General features: G+C 40.6%; 19 protein-coding genes. 11 read left to right on the forward strand and 8 right to left on the reverse strand.

Going from position 1 to position 20460, the window contains the following annotated elements:
* Positions 1-120: 120 nt before the first annotated feature.
* Together WG989_RS15295 and WG989_RS15300 are read right to left on the reverse strand one after the other, a co-directional pair.
* On the reverse strand, positions 121-729 hold the full coding sequence (locus WG989_RS15295) for a hypothetical protein (protein ID WP_340430690.1): 609 nt from the start codon (positions 727-729) through the stop codon (positions 121-123).
* 1 nt (position 730) lies between these two features.
* On the reverse strand, positions 731-1558 hold the full coding sequence (locus tag WG989_RS15300; RefSeq protein ID WP_340430691.1) for a hypothetical protein: 828 nt from the start codon (positions 1556-1558) through the stop codon (positions 731-733).
* 371 nt (positions 1559-1929) lie between these two features.
* On the opposite strand from WG989_RS15300, the gene WG989_RS15305 reads away from it, so the two are divergent.
* A complete protein-coding gene (locus WG989_RS15305; RefSeq protein WP_340430693.1) occupies positions 1930-2637 on the forward strand; it encodes a twin-arginine translocation signal domain-containing protein in 708 nt (235 codons plus the stop codon).
* Between the two features lie 85 nt (positions 2638-2722).
* Here WG989_RS15305 and WG989_RS15310 read toward each other — a convergent pair whose 3' ends face one another.
* Together WG989_RS15310 and ahcY are read right to left on the reverse strand one after the other, a co-directional pair.
* On the reverse strand, positions 2723-3106 hold the full coding sequence (locus tag WG989_RS15310; protein ID WP_340430695.1) for a cupin domain-containing protein: 384 nt from the start codon (positions 3104-3106) through the stop codon (positions 2723-2725).
* A 191-nt stretch (positions 3107-3297) separates the two neighbouring features.
* On the reverse strand, positions 3298-4626 hold the full coding sequence (gene ahcY / locus WG989_RS15315) for an adenosylhomocysteinase (protein WP_340430697.1): 1329 nt from the start codon (positions 4624-4626) through the stop codon (positions 3298-3300).
* A gap of 116 nt (positions 4627-4742) precedes the next feature.
* Here ahcY and WG989_RS15320 point away from each other — a divergent pair, with 116 nt between their 5' ends.
* From WG989_RS15320 to WG989_RS15330, 3 genes are all read left to right on the forward strand, one after another.
* Positions 4743-5240 (forward strand): Lrp/AsnC family transcriptional regulator, encoded by a 498-nt coding sequence (locus WG989_RS15320; protein WP_340430699.1) that lies wholly within the window; start codon positions 4743-4745, stop codon positions 5238-5240.
* Positions 5241-5333: 93 nt separating this feature from the next.
* Positions 5334-5642, forward strand: coding sequence for a phosphoribosylpyrophosphate synthetase (locus WG989_RS15325; RefSeq protein ID WP_340430700.1), 309 nt, complete (start codon positions 5334-5336; stop codon positions 5640-5642).
* 169 nt (positions 5643-5811) lie between these two features.
* Positions 5812-6543 (forward strand): SIMPL domain-containing protein, encoded by a 732-nt coding sequence (locus WG989_RS15330; protein ID WP_340430701.1) that lies wholly within the window; start codon positions 5812-5814, stop codon positions 6541-6543.
* Here the strand turns inward: WG989_RS15330 and WG989_RS15335 are convergent.
* On the reverse strand, positions 6528-7253 hold the full coding sequence (locus WG989_RS15335) for a PrsW family intramembrane metalloprotease (RefSeq protein WP_340430702.1): 726 nt from the start codon (positions 7251-7253) through the stop codon (positions 6528-6530). The genes WG989_RS15330 and WG989_RS15335 overlap by 16 nt on opposite strands.
* 68 nt (positions 7254-7321) lie before the next feature.
* On the opposite strand from WG989_RS15335, the gene WG989_RS15340 reads away from it, so the two are divergent.
* The 7 genes from WG989_RS15340 (at position 7322) to WG989_RS15370 (ending at position 16659) form a co-directional block, all read left to right on the forward strand.
* The gene (locus tag WG989_RS15340; RefSeq protein ID WP_340430703.1) at positions 7322-10141 is read left to right on the forward strand and encodes a hypothetical protein; all 2820 of its coding nucleotides are present in this window, start codon (positions 7322-7324) and stop codon (positions 10139-10141) included.
* 114 nt (positions 10142-10255) lie between these two features.
* Positions 10256-12184 carry a glucosamine-6-phosphate deaminase gene (gene nagB / locus WG989_RS15345; protein WP_340430704.1) on the forward strand — a complete coding sequence of 643 codons (1929 nt, stop codon included), beginning with the start codon at positions 10256-10258 and terminating at the stop codon, positions 12182-12184.
* Positions 12185-12298: 114 nt separating this feature from the next.
* Positions 12299-12694 (forward strand): YqaE/Pmp3 family membrane protein, encoded by a 396-nt coding sequence (locus WG989_RS15350; RefSeq protein ID WP_340430706.1) that lies wholly within the window; start codon positions 12299-12301, stop codon positions 12692-12694.
* 205 nt (positions 12695-12899) lie between these two features.
* Complete coding sequence (locus WG989_RS15355; protein ID WP_340430708.1) at positions 12900-13430, forward strand: LVIVD repeat-containing protein; 531 nt, start codon at positions 12900-12902, stop codon at positions 13428-13430.
* Between the two features lie 11 nt (positions 13431-13441).
* Complete coding sequence (locus WG989_RS15360) at positions 13442-14203, forward strand: LVIVD repeat-containing protein (RefSeq protein WP_340430709.1); 762 nt, start codon at positions 13442-13444, stop codon at positions 14201-14203.
* A gap of 6 nt (positions 14204-14209) precedes the next feature.
* Positions 14210-14875, forward strand: coding sequence for a hypothetical protein (locus tag WG989_RS15365; RefSeq protein ID WP_340430710.1), 666 nt, complete (start codon positions 14210-14212; stop codon positions 14873-14875).
* A 671-nt stretch (positions 14876-15546) separates the two neighbouring features.
* Positions 15547-16659 carry a hypothetical protein gene (locus WG989_RS15370; protein WP_340430711.1) on the forward strand — a complete coding sequence of 371 codons (1113 nt, stop codon included), beginning with the start codon at positions 15547-15549 and terminating at the stop codon, positions 16657-16659.
* 30 nt (positions 16660-16689) lie between these two features.
* Here WG989_RS15370 and WG989_RS15375 read toward each other — a convergent pair whose 3' ends face one another.
* The 3 genes from WG989_RS15375 to WG989_RS15385 all read right to left on the reverse strand — a co-directional run bounded on the left by WG989_RS15375 (position 16690) and on the right by WG989_RS15385 (position 20310).
* Positions 16690-17082, reverse strand: a complete 393-nt coding sequence (locus WG989_RS15375; protein ID WP_340430712.1) for a DUF1398 domain-containing protein — start codon at positions 17080-17082, stop codon at positions 16690-16692.
* A 365-nt stretch (positions 17083-17447) separates the two neighbouring features.
* Complete coding sequence (locus WG989_RS15380) at positions 17448-18281, reverse strand: alpha/beta hydrolase (protein ID WP_340430713.1); 834 nt, start codon at positions 18279-18281, stop codon at positions 17448-17450.
* Positions 18282-18477: 196 nt separating this feature from the next.
* Positions 18478-20310, reverse strand: coding sequence for a UbiD family decarboxylase (locus WG989_RS15385; protein WP_340430715.1), 1833 nt, complete (start codon positions 20308-20310; stop codon positions 18478-18480).
* Positions 20311-20460 lie beyond the last annotated feature (150 nt).

Raw genomic sequence — 20460 nt, forward strand, 5'->3', positions numbered from 1 at the left:
GGAAGCCGAATATACTGAAAACAAAACCCCGTTACACTGCTTTTGATGAATGGCGGAATAGGGGGATGAGAACAAGCACGAATAAGGAATTGGAGATTGGTAATTGGGGTTCGCTTTTGGTTACCTGAATTTTGCTGAAATGGTATAGCAAACCCGGTCGTTGATCCGTTTAAAGATCTCGTTATTTACCTTTCGTGCTCTGCGCAGGTTACGACGATCAAGCAATATTCCGTTCTCATCGTAATACTGCGGTTGCTTGTAAAAAGTGAGAATAAAATATTTTTCCGGCGAAAACGGTACGGATAATGATTTGTGACGGATACTCATAAATGTGAGTAAACGTTTTCTGCCCGATGTGTAGTAGTCAAGTGTATTGATCCAGGTGCATTGCGTTTTTTTCATATACCGCATCAACTGCAAGGTTGCAGCCGTATCGTATCCATAGTGGTGCAAACTGTCAAATAACGATGGATCGGCAATGTTAAATTCGTATACGTAGCGAATGGAATCTGTTTTCATTTCAACCAATACATGCCGGAATTCTTTATCTGTAAATCCAATCGATACAGGTCGGGCCGCGGCAATGCGGTTGTACACTGCTTCCATTGCAACAATGTCGTTTTCGTTTTCCGTGTAATAGTTAACCGGAAACCTTGATGAAACGGCACAAGAAACAAGCAGTTGTGCTGCTGACAGAAGAAGGATGATATGTTTAAATGAATTCAACATGTTAAGATGTTCGCATACTCCAGCTAATACCATAGAGAATGCCTTTCAAACTTTTGATATCGATCTGGCGCAATGTTTTAAAACCGGCATCCCAATAGGTCATTGTTACCATTCCGTTTTTTTCTGAAATTGACTTTAAGACGATAAAATGTGTGGGGATGTGTTTCTTTACTTTATTGTGGTTTTTCCGGCGCAGTACACTGTTGTTGAGATAAAGAAATACGTCGCCATTGTTAAGTTTGGTTTGAAGAAAAGTAGTGAGGTTTTTTATTTTCACCCTTGTTAAATCATAACCGATACATTGAATTTGGGTTTGCAGAGTAGCACGAATCATCCGGTTGAATTTGGACAGATTGGTAGCAGCCCAAAAACCCAATTCTCTTCCCGGTTTGTAGTTTAAATGAAACAGATTGATGTATCCCTTGTAATGATCGGCCAACGTGAAAAATAACATCTGGTCAGCATCGTTTCGATCTAATTCCCCCTCGTATAAAATACTTCCGGCTTCTGTACGAACTGCTGTTGATGGATTGTAGTGTACATTGGCATACGTTGCTTTCCCATGTTGGTACAAATCGATCATGAATTGGACATAACCCAGCGGATCTTCTCTTGAAATAACATAGCCAACAATTGCAAATGCACAAAAATTGGTATTACGGCCCGCATACAAAAACACGGGCTGTTCAATATTCCGTTGCAGATTTTGAAGAAACAGCGATGTGTCAACGGATGGCCAATATTTACTTTTTACAAGTGTAGTTTGTTGCAGCAATTTGAGTGCACGGAGTTGTTTGCTCATTGCTGCAGCACTTTGCGATTGTGCCATTGTATTCAATGATAAACACAAAGACCAAAGAAAAAATAGAGTCAATCGTAAAAAGCGCATATGTAAACTTCTTCTGCAGGGTAAACTTGTGAACAACGAAGATAGCAGGTTTCGACGGGCTGAGGTTCAACCGGTGCTTTATAACCTATACGGCAATTTTGGACAACTGTTCATTTTTTGTACTTGCATTTAAAAAAGGGATTTTTTAACTTACAATACTTACTCACCCACCTTCCGTCTCTTTAATTCTTTGCTGACCTGTAATCTTTTTCGTTAACCCAAGGCTTGAGAAGTTTGCAGCACAACCGGTCTCGATCGGCAAACCTCATAGGTCTTGATCACTCCTTTTTTAACCTTTAAAGTTTTAAGTCATGAAAAAAAATGAACTGGAACAGAAAACTGCACGGCGGGAATTTTTGGGTGCAGTAGCGGCCGGTGCTGCGGCTTTAGGTTTAGCAGCCTTGCCAATTTCAGCGAATGCGTCCCCTTTTGAATCAACTGAAAACGCAGGGATCGATGAAACAAATCCTGATGAATGGTTCAAACAAATAAAAGGAAAACACCGGATGGTATTTGATGCCACACAGCCACATGAAATTTATCCTTTTGCATGGCCGAAAGTTTTTCTGATGACGAATGAAGCAACCGGAACCGGTGCAAAAGACTGCAGCGTGGTGGTGGTCCTTCGGCATACAGCTATCGGTTATGCGATGGAAGACAAACTGTGGGAAAAATACAAACTGGGTGAGCTGTTTAAAGCCAACGATCCAAAAACAGGTAAGGCGGCTACACGTAATCCGTTCTGGCAACCCAAGGCAGATGATTTTGTGATTCCCGGTATTGGGCCTGTGCCGCTGGGCATCAACGATCTGCAGAAAGATGGTGTGATGTTTTGCTATTGTCAGGCAGCATTTACAGTTTACTCCGCTGCTGCTGCTAATATGATGAAGACGGATGTGGAAGCAATTCGTAAAGAATGGCTGGCGGGCATGTTACCGAATATTCAACCCGTACCATCAGGAGTATGGGCATTGGGCCGTGCACAGGAACATGGATGCGGCTATATTTTCGCAGGCTAATCTTGCTTGAACGGTTCGTTTGTTACAAAAGAAAATCCCCGGTTGAACAAAGCGTCAGCCGGGGATTACTATTGTAGAGTGCATGTTACATGGAATAGTTCGGCGTAATGTCTTCGTAACCGCTTTTAATAACAGTGGAAATCATTTTGAATTTTTCAAATGCATTAATGTAGTGTAATTTATGAGCAGGAATCACAATGCCTGTTCCCAAATGCAGTTCATGTTTATTGTTTTCGATGGTGATCTCAGCTTTGCCATCAATGATCTGAACAAACGTATCGAAAGGTGTAATTTTTTCGCCTTGTTCTTCACCCTGATCAAAGGATAGTGCTGTTACATTGCCCGTTGTTTTGCGAATGATCGTTTTGCTGACAACAGCGTTTGGAACGTAGTCGATAATTTCAACCACGATATGCGGCTTTCCTTTTTCCAGTTCTCCGTTATCTCCTGCCATATTTATACTTTGCATATTTTTTTGTTTTGTCAGATTTATCCATACAATTTGTGATTGTACCGGTAAACCTATTGAAGTAAATATACTTCATTTATATCGCCTTATATGATTAATTTAAAATTGAACAGAAAGCAAAAATTCCGATTCATAGAAAATAAAAACCCGTTTCAAAGCGAAACGGGTTTTATTATCAGCTTGCAGCTGTATTAATAACGATACAATTCAGATTTAAACGGACCATTCTGCGGAATACCTAAGTACTCAGCTTGTGCCGGTGTTAATTCATCCAATGTAGCACCAACTTTTGCAAGGTGTAAACGTGCAACTTTCTCATCCAGGTGTTTTGGAAGAACGTACACTTTGTTTTCGTACTTGCTGTGGTTCTGCCACAATTCAATCTGTGCTAATGTTTGGTTGCTGAAAGAGTTACTCATCACAAATGATGGGTGACCTGTTGCACAACCTAAGTTTACCAAACGACCTTCAGCTAACAGGATGATATCTTTACCATCGATGTTATAAAGATCAACCTGTGGTTTAATGGTATCTTTTGTGTTGCCATAGTTTTGGTTCAACCATGCAACATCAATTTCAATATCAAAGTGGCCAATGTTACAAACAATTGCTTTGTCTTTCATTGCTTTGAAATGTTCAGCAGTGATCAAATCACGACAACCTGAAGCAGTAACAATAATGTCAGCTTCTTTCACTGCATCGATCATACGCTTTACTTCAAAGCCATCCATGGCAGCTTGCAACGCACAGATAGGATCGATCTCAGTAACAATTACACGGCAACCTGCACCACGTAAGCTCATAGCACTTCCTTTACCCACATCACCATAACCACCAACAACAGCTACTTTACCAGCCATCATTACATCAGTTGCACGACGGATCGCATCAACTAAACTTTCCTGACAACCATACTTGTTATCGAACTTCGATTTTGTAACGCTATCGTTTACATTGATCGCAGGCATTGGTAATGTACCTTTCGCCATACGCTCATACAAACGGTGTACACCAGTTGTAGTTTCTTCACTCAAACCTTTGATACCGGCAACGAGTTCAGAATAATTATCTAATACGATGTTGGTTAAATCACCACCATCATCAAGGATCATATTTAACGGACGATCAGGTGAACCAAAGAATAATGTTTGCTCAATACACCAATCAGCTTCTTCTTGTGATTGACCTTTCCATGCATAAACACCAATACCAGCAGCAGCAATTGCAGCAGCAGCCTGATCTTGTGTTGAGAAGATATTGCAAGAGCTCCATTTTACTTCAGCACCTAATGCGATCAATGTTTCAATTAACACAGCTGTTTGAATGGTCATGTGCAAACAACCTGCAATACGTGCACCTTTCAATGGTTGTGAAGCACCATATTCTTCACGAAGACTCATTAAGCCGGGCATTTCTGCTTCAGCCAAACGAATTTCTTTGCGGCCCCATTCAGCCAATGTGATATCTTTTACTTTGTACTTCAGATCGAAGTCAATTGTGTTTCTTGTGAGCGTTGACATATGTAATGTTTTAGAGGACAAAGGTAGTTTTTCAGGATAAAATAATACGAATGTGAATAAATTCAGAAAATCATTCTAATTTGGAGGTATATAAAAGGACAAAACCCTGTTTACCCATGGCAAAAGCAACGAAAACAGAACAAATCACTAAAGAACCGGTTACACTCGATAAAACCGACCTCAGTATTCTCCGCCTCCTGCAACAAAATGCACGCATGACGGTGAAGGAAATTGCAGATAAAGTTCACCTGAGCACCACACCTGTGCATGAACGCATCAAGTGGCTCGAAAGGAGTGGAGTGATCAAACAATACGCAGCGTTGATCGATCATGCAAAAGTAAAGAAGGGATTGATGGTGATCTGTTATGTGTCATTAAAAGAACACAGCAAAAATGCAGGCACGAAATTTATTAAACATATTAATGAACTGCCTGAAGTGATCGAGTGCTACAATATATCAGGTGAGTTTGATTTTATGTTGAAAGTGGTGGCGGAGAACATGGATGATTATTATAACTTTCATGTAAATAAACTGAGCCAAAGCGAAAACATCGGCAATGTGCAGAGTGTGTTTGTGATGGGTGTGTTAAAGCAGACACATGTGATGGTGTAGACAGGTATGATGTTTGATGTACGATGTACGATACGTCAGACGCCCTCGTCGGACGGGTAACAGTAAGCAATTATCAACTATAAATTAAACATTATGCACAACTACGATACTGTAACAGAAGCGATCAGCGACTTAAAAGCAAGAGGCTATACACTCGATTTTAATTTGCAGGTAAATGCACTGCAATGTTTCAACCCAGATCTGAATCTTGAACCGGAAGAATTTGAGATCAAAGAGACCTACCGGTTTGAAGGCGCTACCAATCCTTCAGATGAAGAGATCGTTTATGCCATTGAATCAAAAGATGGACACAAAGGTGTATTTGTAAATGGCTACGGCCCATCGGCTGATGCAGTGGGAGCAGAGATGATGAAAAAACTCGTGGATCATAGTAATGAGTGATGATGAGTGTGTAACCCCGACAGCAGTTGCAAACCCTGTTGACGGTTTGGAGTTCATTGCGAAGCGGTAAGTTGCTTTGTTGATTATTTTATTCTCTTAACAAAATATTGTTGCTGGAGGGTATCGTAGCAACGATGCGAATGTGTTATATTCAACCACAAAATAACATATGAAAAATTACATTGGAGCAGCCATCATCGGTATTGCCATTATTGCCGGACTCTGGATCGTTGGGAATGCTTATAAATACAAATTTAAATCAACTGAAACAATTACAGTTACAGGATTGGCCGAAATTGATTTCAGCAGCGATCTTATTGTGTGGAGCGGATCTTTTAACCGTTATGGATTTGAACTCAAAACAGCGTATGCTACGTTGAAACAGGACGAAGCAGCTATCAAAGCCTATCTCAACGGTCGTGGTATACCCGATAGCAATATTGTTTTCTCCTCCGTGAACATCAGTAAAAATTATCAACGCCGGTACGATGATAAAGGCAATGAAATAAGTGTTGAGTTCTCCGGCTATACACTTACCGGTAAAGTACGGGTTGAATCAAAAGACATTGTAAAAGTTGAAAAGCTTTCACGTGAAATAACGGAGTTGTTAGAAAAGGGAATTGAATTAAACTCCAACGTGCCCGAGTATTATTATACCAAACTCAATGAAATAAAGATCGATTTGTTGGCCAAGGCCAGTGAAGATGCAAAAACAAGAGCCGAAACCATTGCAAAAAACAGCGGCGGTTCATTAGGCGGAATAAAAAAAGCAACGATGGGCGTTTTCCTGATCACCGGTAAAAATGCAAACGAAGATTACAGCTATGGCGGTGCGTTCAATACATCCAGCAAAGAAAAAACAGCGTCGATCACATTGAAAGTTGATTATTTGGCCGATTGATTTCTCACTGAAAATAATTGCTCGGACGTGTCACGATGTTCCTTGATCGCTTTTCTCGATAGCCAAATCGCCACAATAAACGATACAACAGCTCCCATAAACAACAGTCCATCGCTGAGGTATTGATTGATCGTTGTGTTGCCTTGCAGAAATAAAAAGAAATCGTAGGTGCCGTGAAAAAAAGCGGCCCAGAAAATACCTGTAAACAAATAGAATTTCCGCTTCTCCGGTTTGAACTTTGCTTTCCCGGCATAATAGCCCATGATGATGGCAAACGTTGCATGTGCAGGTACACTCAAAAACATTCGTAGGATAGCAGTGCCCAATCCATGCTGCATTACATAGCCGATGTTTTCAACAGTTGCAAACCCCATCCCAACCATCACACTATACACAATACCATCAAACGGTTCATCAAAACTCTTTTTTGGAAATGCATAAGAGCGAAGCATAATGTACTTACTCCATTCTTCACTCAGTCCTACGATCAAATAAGCAAACACAGCCGTATAGAAAATGCCTTCGCCCATGAACCGTTCAACAGGTTTTGTCGTTAATAGTTGAACGATGATAGCCGGAATTACACTGAGGCAGCCAAGAAAAAAGCAAACCAATAGGTTGAGATGCGGTTCACGGTTAAACCGGTCTTTCAAAAAAATATATAAACTGATGGCGATACCGGGAGCTATGGAAAGAGCGAGTAGCAGCATAGAAAAAGAATTGATTAAAGATAATGGCTGAATGTGATTTTATTTAATGACTTCATTTATTTTTAAGTATGAATCGTACACGATATTGTTTAACGGTTGCCCTCGTGCTTATTGTTGCTACATCGAACGCTCAGATCTTTGGCGGCAATCCTCCCTCATTGAAATTTTACGAGTTGAACACCGATACCGTTCGCATTATTTTTCCAAAGCTATTGGAGAAACAGGCGAGGGAAGCTGCCTGGCTATCGCATCAATTAGTAAAAGGTTCAACCGCTACACTTGGCAATAAGCTGCGGAAGTTTAATGTGGTTTTGCAAAGTCAAACAACAGCATCCAATGCATATGTGGGTGCTGCACCCTGGCGCAGTGAATTTTATATGATGCCTGATCTGTCGAACCTCGGCAGCGGTGCTATTCCCTGGCATCAATATCTTTCGTTACATGAGTTCCGGCATACCGAACAGTTTTCAAATTTCAATCGAACCATTCCAAAAATTGCTGGTTTCTTTTTTGGTCAGGAAGGACAGGCCGTTGCTATGAATCTGGCTGTACCCGATTGGTTTTGGGAAGGTGATGCGGTGTGGCAGGAAACCGTGAACAGTGAACAGGGAAGAGGCCGTTTACCGTTATTCTTTAATGCTTATCGATCGCTTTGGCTAGATGGGAAAAACTATTCGTATCAAAAATTGCGTAACGGTTCACTGCGACACTTTGTACCCGATCATTACGATCTTGGTTATTTACTGGTGAGTTATGGACGTGAAAAATATGGAAACGATCTGTGGACGAAAGTGAACAAAGATGCACTGGATTTTAAAGGATTGTTTTATCCTTATCAACAGGCAGTGAAACGTCATACCGGTATAAAGTATAAGCAGTTTGTAAAAGATGCATTCAACTGGTACAAAGATGAAATGAAAACAAGTGATGCCAAACCGTATCAAACGTTACAACCCATTACCAAGCCATCAAAAAACAATGTGGTGAGTTATCAATATCCGTTTGTGGAAGATGAGGGGTCAATCATTGCATTAAAGTCGGGCTACCGGCAAATACCGGTATGGGTACGGATCGATAGTAGTGGTAATGAAAAGAAGCTTCGTGTAAAAGATATTGCCGACGACAGTTATTACAGTTATAAAAAAGGACAGGTTGTGTACACTGCTTTTGCAACAGATCCACGTTGGGGCTGGAAAACGTATTCCGAATTAAAAATATGGAACCCTACAATTGGAAAAGTTAAAAAGATCACATCCAAAACAAGGTTGTTCATGCCCGATCTTTCACCCGATGCAGAAAAAGTAATTGCAGTGAATGCAGCAACCGATCAACAAACAAATCTTCAACTCATCGGCTTGTACGATTCAACCAATGTTGCATTGCCCAACCCAAATCAATACATGTTTACGTATCCACGCTTTTCTGCCGATGGTGCATCAGTCATCAGTGCAGTAAGAAATGCAAAAGGGGAGATGGCATTGGTGCAAACAGAGCTTTCATCCAACAACGAACAAGTTTTGATTCCCTTCAGCAATGCATTGCTGGCCTACGTGCAGGTGGCAGGCGATACGGTTTTGTTTACATCGTCTCAAAATGGAACCGATGTGTTGTATTTGTTCGATACAAAACAGAAAACATTATTCAAAGCTGCACAATTGCCCAATGGTAATTATCAGGCCAGCTTCGATGCAAGATCGCAAACACTCATCTGGCACTCATTTACAACCGATGGCAATATGCTACTCAAGCAGAAGTTGAGTGATGTACAATTGCAAAAAGAAAATGCTATTGCCCCATTGGCGGATCTGTATTTATCTCCCAAAACATATGCAGCGCCGGATCTGTTGAAAAATATTCAACCACTAACGGAAGAGATCAAACGCTATCGTTCAGGATTGAACCTGTTCAATATTCACAGCTGGCGACCGTTTGCATCCGAACCTGATTACGGCATCACGTTCAGCAGTGAAAATATTCTCAATACGATGGTGGGCGAATACACGTACACGTATAACCGGAACGAAGGCTATCATCAGGCAGCCGCAGCATTAGTGTACGCCGGTTTGTATCCGCAGTTGTTTGTTGGTGGTTCACAAACATGGGGCAGAAATTTTCAACTGAATCAGGATACGTCGATCACCTGGAATCAAACCAACCTGAATGCAGGGTTCACCATTCCTCTCAACTTCACAAGTGGTGTGGCGTTTAAAAATCTTACCATTTCTTCATCATACAATACTGAGCAACTCAACTTCACCGGCATTGCTAAAAATATTTATCGTGATCAGCAATTCAATTATATCAGCAGTTCACTCAATTGGTCCATACAAAGTCAACAGGCACGGCAACAGATATTTCCGAAATGGGCACAAACGCTTTCTGTACGTTACCGGAGAACAACTGATGGTGTAAAAGGGAATCAATTTCAGATAAACGGCGGATTGTATGCACCGGGTTTCTTCCGCAATCACAGCATCGTGTTTTTTGCAACCGCTTTTTCACGGGATACATTACGTGGGTCTGTGTTCAGTAATAATTTCCCGTTTGCAAGAGGCTACAATGCCTTTAATAATCCACGGATGTGGCGCTTCAGCACCAATTATCATTTTCCTATTGCATATCCCGAGTTTGGCATAGCACAAATGGTTTATTTCTTACGGGTACGAGCAAATCTGTTTTACGATTACACAGCTATAAAAAGTTTACGCACGGGCAATGTGTTCCCATTTGAATCTGTTGGGGCTGAATTGTTTTTTGATACACGACTGTGGAATACACAACCCTTTTCTCCGGGTATTCGTTATACCCGACTGTTGAGTGTTGACAAGCTTGGACTCAATCTTAGCAAGAACCAGTTTGAAATTATTTTGCCGTTGGATCTGTTTTAGGTTTGTATGGATATTGCTTACAACTGTTCGGTAGATTTCATGCAATCGTTTTCCCTATGGTTATATAGTGGGAATGAATATATTTGTAGCTCTTAATTAAAAAATTTAAAAAGTATGGCTAAGAAGGCTGCTTCCATCGATTTAATTGATAGTTTTGAGCGAATCCCAACCCGCATTTTCGAAAATGCAAAAGAAGGTTCAGCCTTTGCAGCACAGCAAATTGCCAATCTGATTCGTGAAAAGCAGGCAGCCAATCAACCTTGTGTGTTGGGACTGGCAACAGGTTCAACGCCTAAATCGTTGTATGCGGAATTAGTGCGGTTGCATCGGGAAGAAGGCTTGAGTTTTAAAAATGTAATTGCGTTTAACCTCGATGAATATTATCCAATTGAGCGGGATGCCATCCAAAGTTATCATCGCTTTATGAAGCAGCAGTTGTTTGATAAAATTGATATTGATCAAAGCAACTGTCATATACCCGATGGTACTACAGCAAAAGAAACCATCAAACAACATTGTGCTGCTTACGAACAAAAAATTGCGGATGTAGGTGGTGTTGATCTGCAAATACTCGGCATTGGCATTAACGGACATATCGGCTTTAACGAACCCGGCTCCAGCGTTTTTACTAAAACAAGATTAACTACACTTACTAATTCTACCCGTCTTGCCAACAGTTATGAATTTGCAAACATTAGTGCAGTGCCAAGGCTTGCTATCACGATGGGCATTGGTACAATTCTGAAAGCAAAGAAAATTATACTCATGGCGTGGGGGCCAACCAAAGCACCGGTTATTCAGCAATCGGTTGAAGGCGATGATACAGAACATGTGCCGGCATCGTTGTTACAGAATCACGATGATGTGATGTTTGTAATTGATGAAATGGCTGCGGCTGAGCTTACCCGTTATAAAAGTCCATGGCTCACAGGTGAGTGTGAATGGACGGAAAAGATGATCAAAAAAGCGGTGGTGAATATGTCGCTGAAATTAGGAAAGCCGGTGTTGAGCTTAACTAATACCGATTACAATGAGTTTGGTTTGGGCGATCTGTTGGTTGAAAAAGGCGATGCGTACGAAATTAATCTGCAGGTATATTATATGTTGCGGGACAGTATCACAGGATGGCCCGGTGGTAAACCCAATGCGGTAATTCCAAATCATCCGGAACGCAGTACTCCATATCCCAAAAAAGTAATTCTGTTTTCACCGCATCCCGATGATGATATTATTTCGATGGGGGGAACCTTTCAACGTTTACACGATCAGGGACATGAAGTGCATGTGGCCTATCAAACAAGCGGAAACATTGCAGTTACCGATGAGTTTGTAACACGCTTTATGGATTTTGCTGTAGGCTTTGAAGATATGGTGGGATCGGATGCATCCAAATCAAGAAGTATATTGGCGGAAGCAAGAGGCTATCTGGAAAATAAAAAATCGAATCAGGTTGATACAGCTGAGATACGTGCTATTAAAGGATTGATCAGGCGTTGCGAAGCTGCGGCTACCTGTCGTTATGTTGGATTAAAAGAAGGACAATGGCATTTTCAAAATCTTCCGTTTTATGAAACCGGAACAGTTGAAAAAAATCCAATGGGCGAAGAAGATGTAGAACTCACTGTTGCATTACTTCGAAAAATAAAACCACAACAAGTGTATTGTGCCGGCGATTTTGCTGATCCGCACGGGACGCATTTGGTTTGTTTCAACGTAGTGCTTGAATCGCTGCGCAGAATAAAAGCAGATGGTGATGAATGGATCAACGATTGCTGGTTGTGGTTATACAAAGGAGCGTGGCAGGAGTGGAACATGGAAGAAATTGAAATGGCCATCCCAATGAGTCCAGAGCAAGTGATGAAAAAACGCTTTGGTATTTTTATTCATCAATCACAAAAAGATATGGTGCCGTTCCAGGGTAGCGATAGCCGTGAGTTCTGGCAACGTGCCGAAGAACGCAATGCTGCTACCGCCGATCTGTATGGTAAACTCGGCCTTACTCAATATGCAGCCATGGAAGCATTTGTTCGCTGGCATTATTAAGAACTGTTGTTGCATTTTAAGTATCAATTTAATTGAGTTGAAAAGCAGTGCATACAAAACCTATATTTGCATCCTGTTTGGCTTATATTTTGCTAACTAATTAAAAAACTGTTTATGAAAAAACAAACATTACTATTCTTGTTTTTAGCTCTCTTTTTGTTTCAATCTGTAAACGTCCAGGCAATTGTTCCGGCTTCGGAAAAAGCCATGAAAGAAAATGTAACTAATGCAGTTGATGCGTTTAACGATCTTTCAAAAAAAGAAAAGAAACAACGTTTGAAAGAAGTAAAAAAACAAGTAAACACATTCAAACAAAACCAACGTCAGGGAAAAGCTGCAGATGAGCAAACCATTTTATTGGTGATCCTTGCTATCCTGTTGCCACCATTGGCGGTTTATCTGCACCAAAATGCGATCAACACAAAATTCTGGATCAGCCTTATCCTTACATTGCTGTTCTGGGTACCCGGTGTTATTTATGCGCTGTTGGTGGTGTTAGGTGTTGTATAATTTTTTACGATCTGTATTGAAAGAGCAAAGTGTTGACCGCTTTGCTCTTTTTTTGTGGCATACTTATTTCTCGACCATCTCTGTGTGCTTATAATTCACACAGAGGGCAAAAACGACCTGCATCTAAAAAAGATTGCCATTAGGTTCGTTTCAATGCAGCGATATTTACTTTTTAAGACTCAATGATTAAGGTAAACCACTTTTTATGAGAAATATCACCTGTCTGGTCTCGCTTTTTCTGCTGCTGCAAAGCTGCGATCCACTTGTATCCGGCGTTTCGAATGGCTCGCAACAAGCCTATGTACCAGTGTACATGAAGCCTGAAAATCTTACAGCCATCTCTATACAATCAGCTAAAGCAATTACAAAACCCGGAAAAGTATATGTGAAAGGTAATTTGCTGCTGCAGAACGATGTGAACACCGGCGTTCATCTGATCGATATCAGCAACCCTGCGCAACCGGTAAAACTTGCGTTTCTCAACGTTCCGTTCAGTACTGAAATTTCCATCAAGGATAATTTTTTGTACGTCAATAATTTTAATGATCTGCTGGTGTTCAACATCAGCAATCCTTCCAGTCCATCGTTGGTAAAGCGACTGGAAGATGTGTTTCCCTATCACAACAATGAATACCCTCCGGTGAGTAATACGTATTTTGAATGTGTTGACCCATCGAAAGGAATTGTTGTTGACTGGAAATTGGCAACCGTAACTGATCCTAAATGCAGACGCTAAAACTGACACCTATGTACAAGAATAAACTCACTATTATTTATCTCGTAGTTGTATCCGTTTTATTTCTTCATTGCTCGAAAGAAAGTAATAATTCATTTGCAGGCGGAGGTCAAACAGGGCAGGGCGGTTCGCTGGCCCGTTTTGCAGTGGTCGGCAATTATATGTATGCAGTTGATAAGGAAAACCTGCGTGTGTTCTCTTTAGTGAATGCAGCTTCTCCGCAACTCATCAAAACAACCAAAGTAGGTTTTGAAATTGAAACGATCTATCCTTTCAAAGACAAATTGTTTATTGGCAGCACCAGTGTTGTGCATATATTTTCAATTGCCAATCCGGAGAATCCGGAAAAGTTAAGCCAGGCTGTTTCGCCAACTGTTCTTCGTCGTTGTGATCCTGTTGTTGCAAAAGATACGGTAGCCTATGCCACACTGCGAGTAAATGCTGAATGTGGTGGTGTACAAAGTATCCTTGCCGTTTATGATGTAAAAGATATTTTAAATCCCATTCAACGGAAGGCACTTTTTGTAAGTGAACCTTACGGCTTGGGTTATAAAGACAATGTACTGTATGTGTGCGACCGGCAAGTGGGTTTGCGTGTGTACGATATTTCGAATGCATACGATCCTGTGCAGATCAAGGTGGTCAATAACGGCAATTGGTTTATAGATGTGATACCGTACAACAATGTATTGATCTGCTGGACACAAACCGGTTCCACCCTTTACGATATTACCGATAACCGTAACCCTGTTCTTTTAGCTTCTATCCAATAATACCAGATGAAGAAACTCTTTGTTACCGTAACCGGTTGCCTTTTATTGTTTGTTGCGTTTGCACAAAAAGATACGGTTATAAAAAACAGTTACAAACAACAATTGCGTCTGCAACCGCTTGCATTGTTCGATCCGTTTGAATCGAGTGTGCGGCTGGGTATGGATGTGATGCTGAAACCAAGATTTGCTGTTGGTGCTGATGTGTCGGTTTATTTTGCTGCCGACGGCTATACGAAACCGTTAGCCGGATTTGCCATTGCTCCGTTTGCCCGCTGGTATATGAATAACCGGCACAGTGCATTTTTTGAAGCAGGGGCTATGTACAAACATACCGAACGTAAAGAAGAAGCATGGCTGGGCATGGATTGTGTAAACGGCGTACCTGCTTATGAAAAATTTGATACCTATAAACGGGTGAAGGATGTAGTGGATCTGAGCTTTCGCATCGGCATGCGTGAACCCTTGTTTGGTTCGCCCAACTGGGGTTATGAAATGTTTATTGGCCTCGGGGCCCGTTATAAAATGTTTTCCATTAAACATCGTGAGGCCAATAGCTGTTTGCCACCGGAAGGCATTGATGCCATTGGTTTTTTTGGAAATAATGTAAATCCCGATAATTATGCATTCTTTTCTGTGCCGATGGGGATACGGTTAACGAGGAAGTTGAAGTGATGGTTTGATTGTTGAACTTTCTTGTTTAAGTCTTCAGATGAGTGCTTTGGTATTATAAAGAAGCAAATTGGTATCGTAAAGAAAAGTAACGGGATAGCGCAGAAGAAATAACTAAGCTTGATAATGTCCCCCAAAAGAAGTAGGCTCTGACTTATTCTCTATCTCATGTGAGCCTTTTGGGGACTTCAAAATATTTTTGACGAACCAAATCCAAATAAATGGAATTAGCCAAAACATTATTTGATGGAATACATATAAGCTTCCTTTAAAAACCAAATTCTTCCTGAACTTCAAAGCATAACTTAGTGTGTAATAGAAATAAAAGACCCCGACAATGATCATTGCAATATATAGAAAGGTCAAATTCATATCTAAATTTTAGCTGTCCACTTTGAAATATATGACGCAAAAGCAATAGTATGTGGTTGTGGTTTCATTACCTGTTTCTTGCCCTGATATTTTTGTATCCGCATTGTTGTTACTAAAGTAAGCAAATTTTTAAGGCCAAGTCAAGTAAGGGATTGGTGCATTCTTTTTCGCCTACAATTTATAGTACCACTTGTCCTTTTCATTTTCCGTTTATCTGCTTCAAATAACTTTCCAGAGAGAATACATAAACATGTCAACACGTAGAAAATAGTTTTGCTATTCAAATCAAAACCTTATTATCTATGCGTTTCACATCTACCGCAATCGCCGCATTACTGCTGCAATTGTTTATTTTTTCAGGTTGTAAAAAAAATATCGAACCACAACCAGAACTACCAGTTGATATTTCAACAGTTAAAATCAACGACTTTCGGTTTTCAGAGGTGAATTATTCTTCAATCGATATCGATCATCCTATAGTTGTAAATGGGATTGAGACAGCACCGGGACTTATTACCATCCGAATACCAAGAGGTAACACAGGATTACAACTAACACCACTTGTTTCCAATTTCCAAAAACAAGGATACAGTATTGCTCCACAGTTGGGTGTAAAGGCTGATTTTCTTTATAAAGAATTGTTGTACACCATTACCTCTGCAAGTGATCCGCAGAAAAAAGTCAACTATCGTATAACTGTGCAGGAAGAACCGGTAGCCGGTACACTGGCGGTCACAAATTTTCGTTTTTTGAAATCGATGAATGCTCAACTGTCAGCAGATATTTCTGCTGTTCAAATTATTCATGAAAGTAGTTCGATAGGTAAAATACATGTAATTATACCGGCCGATACACACTTTGGAGCATTAACACCCGTGATCGAGCATAATGGAGAAGAAGTACGGTATACTCAAAATGCATATGAAGTTCCGGCAAACAGTACAACTGTTTATCCGCATACTGGTTTGTCGATTGATTTCGCTTATCCCAAAGGTTTTTATATTGCCGTGAAGAGGGGTGGAGAAGTGATGACCTACAGCGTGATTGTAGACGTGGAAAAACCAATCGTGTTTGTAAGCGAATATGTAATCATGTCTGGTTTGCAAAGCGGAATTACCCAAACTGTAAAAGTGGGCGAATTGTATAATCGTGGTAACAGACCCATAACAATCACGCAGATAGCTCATAGCGATCATATACCATATGGATCGGATTTGCGGACGTTCGTGGCAGTTCCCTCAATGGGGCTTTTACCGGGCGAAAAAACAGATGTAACAACAACCTTACTTGAAGGGTTCTTTTTTAGTGGTACATACGAAGTGAAAGCAAGTATGCGGCCGAGCTTTTTTCAGGAATCTGAAATGCAGAATTTTCTGAAGCCATCTTTTTTCAATCTAAAAGTGCAGTTGCAATAAATACAAAGAAATCTATTAACAGTTGTTTTTCTACGGCGCCGGTATAACTTCTGTTAGAATTTCCTTACCTGCTCTGTCGTAATACGTACAGGTCATTTTATCCATACGTACAGTCCATTTTTCAATTCCTGATGCAGCACAGTCATTGCAAAAAGTTGGATAATCTGTTTTTCCTTGCTGGTGTGCTTTCAGGTCCAGTTGGAATTGTTCAGGGTTTGGATTTTCTGAAATTGCCAACGTGTTATACCTGGCAACTGTTGAAATTTTAAAATCATTCGTGCCGTAGTAGTCTGTATGTCCGTCCGTAACAAATGTTTCGTAACCCGTTACACCCAACTGTTTAATGTCGTTGATGTATGCAGGAAAATCTGCACCTGATTTTACTTTGCTATGAGCTGTTTTGATTTGTTCTAATGTAAACATAGTTTTCTTTTTCTTGCGGGTCTACCGACCTGTGTATTCTTGCTACTAAAGTAAGAAAATTACTGTGGAAAGAAAGTTAGCCGGAGGTAACAGTTTAACGATATACTCCTTAAAAATCGGAGAACAGAATTGAACAATCGTTTTTAATTACGGCGAGTCCCTTTTAGGAGACCTGCCTGGGAAAAAAGAGAGGGTTTGCAATTTCTCAAATGCTTACACGTCATATAGACGCAGGTTACATCTTCAAAATCTCAATCTGAAATGAAATTGTATTTGTATCTATACTAACTACCGTGTTATGGCATCGCCAGCATCCCTCGGACGGGAAATGTTAGCGAATGAATTCAGGTATTGATCTGCTCTTGCTATTTTTTTACAGGAGGCTGCCAGTCCTGATAAATAAATCGCAATGCATCATAATAAGCAACTATTGGAACACTCATGTGACTTTCTTCCGGGTAGCTTTTGTATTTATATGAAAGGCCTTTCGGTGCATTATTTATCAATAAACTATCAAATTTCAAGATGTCAGTGTGAAACGAATTCGGTTCGTTGATCCCCTCATCCCCTGCGCTGTAGAAAATTTTTTTGTTGAGATACCCTGATTTTTTCAGTTTGTTTTCTGCAAGTTTTAAAGTGTATTTATTGTCCCACCAAAGCGACGGACTTATGGCTATATAGGCATTAAACATATCAGGGCGGGTAAACATACAATTGATTGATGTAATACCACCAAATGAATGACCGGCAAATATTTTGTATGGTTCAACTTTATATTTTTTTTCGATGTAGGGTATTAACTCAGATTGCAGAAACTGAAAAAAAGGTTCATTGCCGCCGCTTGTTTTATAAGTAGAGTCAACTTCTCCGGAATAATCAAGTATGCTTTTAGTAGGTGTAAGATCTTTTCTTCGGTCTTTACTGATAATACCGACTACCATGATCGGCGGGATTATTTCAAAATGGCTTAAGTAGTCAATGTATGCAGAAAGTATATGAAAATGATTTTCTCCATCCAATAAATACAGCACGGGAAAAGTTTTGTCTGGCTTTGCAGAATCCTGTTTTGGAACATGTATATAAATTTGACGTTCCTGATTTAAAACTTTGGAGGGTATTGTGAGTACTTCATTAGATATGTGATTAAATAACTGAACAGTTTGCCCATTTGTTTGCAAAGAGAAAAACAAAAAAAACAAGATGTAATATTTTGTGCAGTAGCGAAAGTTTGGCATAGTCAAGGTTGGCTGATTTTATAAGGTTATTAATTTTTTAAGAGACTCAATTTTGAACCAGCTGTCAGTTTGCCACTAATTTGTAATATACACAACTCCTCCAGAAAAGAGAATTTCTAATAAGTTGATTTTGCTACTTGCTTTATGGGATTTTTTAACCTCACACAATCCCTTCCAAACTTCCACCTTTCGCAAACAAACGATCAATCTGTTTTTCGATCGTTGCATCTTTCTCCACCGGTGGCGCATGGTGCGGTTTTAATCTTGCATCAAACACAACGGGTCCTTTGCATCCCCAATGCTTGTACTCAGTAAACGAAGCAATGCCATACACATCATGACTCGGATTGCATCTTGTATAACTTACCCATAAATAGTTGCGAAGATTGGCCGCAACAAAACTACTGTCGTCGCAAATAATGATCTGAGCTACGGAATTCAGTTCATGGTTCATGGTTGATAGTTGATGGTTTAAAACCTCCAACTCTTGTTGCGCCTCTTCGTAGGTTGTAAACTTCTTCGTCTGTAGTGCAACAACACCCGACATACAGAGCTGTGGGTTTTCGAACTGTTGTAATTCTTTTAAAACAGTTGGCACTTCTCTGCACAGTTCCCGTTTCTTCTCACCATAAGCTGCTAATACTAGTTTACTCCCACTGTTCAAACCCGTGCCGGAGTAATCCAATGTGTCAATGGTGGTGTTTGTATAGAAATGGAGATCTCTTGAAAGATCAATGCGTTCAAAAATATATTCTAAATATGGCTGCACGTTATGGGTGTGCAGTTGGTTGGTATCATCAGCTGTAATAAATAAAAATTTCGCCAGGCTTAATTGCCCTGTGCCCAATACATGATTGGCGATGGTCAGCAACTCAGCCGGTTGCTTGGTGGGAGTGTAAGGTGTGTAACGTTCACTGCCGATTGCCAGCAATAACGGATGCACACCTGCCGCATCAACTGCATGTACTTCTTTCAATCCCGGTACTTCCTGTGGAATAGCGTTGCCCGTTAGTTCGTGGATCAGTTCACCGAAACTGGTATCTTCCTGTGGTGGACGACCAACAACTGTAAACGCCCAGATCGCATTTTTCTTTGCATACACATTGTTCACCTTCATTAACGGAAACGGATGTTTTAAACTGTAATAACCCAAATGATCACCAAACGGTCCTTCAGGTTTATTCTGCAACGGATCAACTTCACCTGTGATCACAAAATCTGCATCAGTACTAATCGCATTGCCTAATGCATCGTATGCATAACGAAAACGTCTGCCACCCAATACGCCTGCGAATGTCATTTCACTGATACCTTCCGGCAAAGGCATCACGGCACTCAAGGTATGGGATGGTGGTCCGCCAACAAAGCAACTCACTTTCAATGGTTGACCTTTGGCGTTTGCTTTTGTTTGATGAATACCAATACCACGATGCAGCTGATAATGCAAACCAATTTCTTTGTTTAATTCATACTCGTTTCCACTCAGTTGAATACGATACATGCCGAGGTTCGATTTCATAATGCCCGGCTTCTCTACATCTTCTGTGTACACTTGAGGTAATGTAACAAAGGCGCCACCATCCATCGGCCAATGTTTAATGAGAGGTAGATCACTCACCTGTATTTTGTCTAACGAAAAAGAAGATTGTTTTTTGGGTAACGCTTTGAGTGCTGCCAAACCTGTGCTGAGGTTTTGAAGCGGACTCTTCAACGCTTTCATGGGATCGCCTTTCAGTTCAATAAGTTTTTGCACCAATTGCAACGTATCACGAAAGATGAATTTGCTGCGATCGAGTGTGCCGAAAATATTGGAAGCGGCCCGGTATTTCGATCCTTTCACATTCTCAAACAAGAGGGCGGGGCCTTTGGCTTCATACACACGGAGATGAATAGCCGCCATTTCGAGGTGCGGATCAACTTCTTCTTTTATGCGTACCAAATGACCATTCTTTTCAAGGTCGAGTAAACATTCTTCGAGTGAGCTGTATGCCATAGTGAAGCAAAGTTAGGGGAGGATAGTTTGTGTTTATAGTTTATAGTTGGTTGCTTGTTGCGGGTTCTGGGTTATGAGTTATGAGTTATGAGTGGCTCTCTGGAGGTAATGCTGCTTTTATAATTGCAGAGCGGTAGAAGTTATAAGCAC

Source organism: Lacibacter sp. H407, assembly GCF_037892605.1.
GTDB lineage: Bacteria > Bacteroidota > Bacteroidia > Chitinophagales > Chitinophagaceae > Lacibacter.

Coding starts and splice junctions, on each gene's coding strand:
- WG989_RS15320 (WP_340430699.1), top strand. CDS start 4,743: ATGGCAAAAGCAACGAAAACAGAACAAATCACTAAAGAACCGGTTACA.
- WG989_RS15365 (WP_340430710.1), top strand. CDS start 14,210: ATGAAGAAACTCTTTGTTACCGTAACCGGTTGCCTTTTATTGTTTGTT.
- WG989_RS15350 (WP_340430706.1), top strand. CDS start 12,299: ATGAAAAAACAAACATTACTATTCTTGTTTTTAGCTCTCTTTTTGTTT.
- WG989_RS15360 (WP_340430709.1), top strand. CDS start 13,442: ATGTACAAGAATAAACTCACTATTATTTATCTCGTAGTTGTATCCGTT.
- WG989_RS15355 (WP_340430708.1), top strand. CDS start 12,900: ATGAGAAATATCACCTGTCTGGTCTCGCTTTTTCTGCTGCTGCAAAGC.
- WG989_RS15370 (WP_340430711.1), top strand. CDS start 15,547: ATGCGTTTCACATCTACCGCAATCGCCGCATTACTGCTGCAATTGTTT.
- WG989_RS15340 (WP_340430703.1), top strand. CDS start 7,322: ATGAATCGTACACGATATTGTTTAACGGTTGCCCTCGTGCTTATTGTT.
- WG989_RS15310 (WP_340430695.1), bottom strand. CDS start 3,106: ATGCAAAGTATAAATATGGCAGGAGATAACGGAGAACTGGAAAAAGGA.
- WG989_RS15300 (WP_340430691.1), bottom strand. CDS start 1,558: ATGGCACAATCGCAAAGTGCTGCAGCAATGAGCAAACAACTCCGTGCA.
- WG989_RS15335 (WP_340430702.1), bottom strand. CDS start 7,253: ATGCTGCTACTCGCTCTTTCCATAGCTCCCGGTATCGCCATCAGTTTA.
- nagB (WP_340430704.1), top strand. CDS start 10,256: ATGGCTAAGAAGGCTGCTTCCATCGATTTAATTGATAGTTTTGAGCGA.
- WG989_RS15385 (WP_340430715.1), bottom strand. CDS start 20,310: ATGGCATACAGCTCACTCGAAGAATGTTTACTCGACCTTGAAAAGAAT.
- WG989_RS15305 (WP_340430693.1), top strand. CDS start 1,930: ATGAAAAAAAATGAACTGGAACAGAAAACTGCACGGCGGGAATTTTTG.
- ahcY (WP_340430697.1), bottom strand. CDS start 4,626: ATGTCAACGCTCACAAGAAACACAATTGACTTCGATCTGAAGTACAAA.
- WG989_RS15295 (WP_340430690.1), bottom strand. CDS start 729: ATGTTGAATTCATTTAAACATATCATCCTTCTTCTGTCAGCAGCACAA.
- WG989_RS15325 (WP_340430700.1), top strand. CDS start 5,334: ATGCACAACTACGATACTGTAACAGAAGCGATCAGCGACTTAAAAGCA.
- WG989_RS15330 (WP_340430701.1), top strand. CDS start 5,812: ATGAAAAATTACATTGGAGCAGCCATCATCGGTATTGCCATTATTGCC.
- WG989_RS15375 (WP_340430712.1), bottom strand. CDS start 17,082: ATGTTTACATTAGAACAAATCAAAACAGCTCATAGCAAAGTAAAATCA.